This window comes from Cellulomonas sp. 73-92 (assembly GCF_001898175.1).
Lineage (GTDB): Bacteria > Actinomycetota > Actinomycetes > Actinomycetales > Cellulomonadaceae > Cellulomonas.
Genome location: NZ_MKTH01000029.1, coordinates 1 through 1,066 on the forward strand (window position 1 = coordinate 1; position 1,066 = coordinate 1,066).

Genomic DNA, 1,066 nt, shown 5'->3' on the forward strand with positions numbered 1-1,066 from the left:
CCGCGGCGGTCATGCGCCGGTTCGCCGCCACCGACTCCGGTCGGAACGCGTCCTCGAAGTTCCGGATCGACCCGCTCGGGTGCACGAAGTGGTTCCCCGCGACGAACAGCGCACAGCCGCCGCGCGCGCGGCGCACGAAGTAGGCGGTCTCGCGCGCGGACTCCACGCGGTCCGAGTACTGCTTGGAGTGGGCCGCCTGCATGAGGCGGTTCCGCACGTCGAAGGTGCCGATGCGCAACGGCGTGAACAGGGACGACGGCGGCGCGGTCGGGAGTCCGGTCACGCGTCAGTCCTCGAGGGTGAGCGATGCGGGGATCGGGACGATGTGCTCGCGCAGCCGGATGATCTCGCGCGCGTGCTCCCACAGCCGGACGTCCCCCTCGGCCGTCGGCTGCCACGGCGGCACCGGCCGGGCGGAGCCGCCGTCATCCGGCACCACGAACACGCTCATGCACTGGGTGGTGAGGGTGAGGGCATCCGGTTCGCGCGGGTCCGCCGACGACACGCGGATGCTCAGGTGCATGCTGTGCGCCGACGTGTAGATGATGCGCGCATCGACCTCGACGAGGTCGCCGATGCGGACGGGGGCGAAGAAGTGGATGCCGCCGGAGTAGACCGCGACAGCCGTGCTCGCGGCGTCCCCGTCGCGGGCCCACGATGCCGCGCACGCGTAGGCCGCCTCGTCGATCCACCGCATGACCGTCCCGCCGTGCGCGTTCCCGCCCCAGTTCACGACGCCGGGCGGAACGAGGAAGCGCATCGTGACGCGTGGAGCCTCACTGGGACCGCCGTAGTCCTCGTCGAGCATGAGCCGCTTGATCTCGGCCCGCGCGGGCATGCGGTCGATCGCCGCGGCCGCCAGCTTCCGGTCGGACCTCGACACGGGCGTCCACGCGGGCACCGCGGTCGGGCGGCCGTCGGCCCCCTTCGCGACGAAGACCAGGATGCACGTGGTCGCGGGCGTGTAGGCGTGCGACGAGACCTCCGACGACGACACCGTCACGACGACGTGCATGCTGCTGCGCCCGGTGTGGATGAGCCGCGCCTGCACCTCGATGAGGCTGCC

The 1,066-nt window shown here is 72.0% G+C and carries 1 protein-coding gene and 1 pseudogene; both read right to left on the minus strand.

Annotated features, from left to right (window positions below; all coding sequences use genetic code 11):
• A pseudogene (locus BGO37_RS17295) lies at positions 1-283 on the minus strand (hypothetical protein); the annotation flags it as partial.
• 3 nt (positions 284-286) lie between these two features.
• A partial coding sequence (locus BGO37_RS17300; RefSeq protein WP_291757006.1) for a hotdog domain-containing protein occupies positions 287-1,066 on the minus strand: 780 nt, incomplete at its 5' end.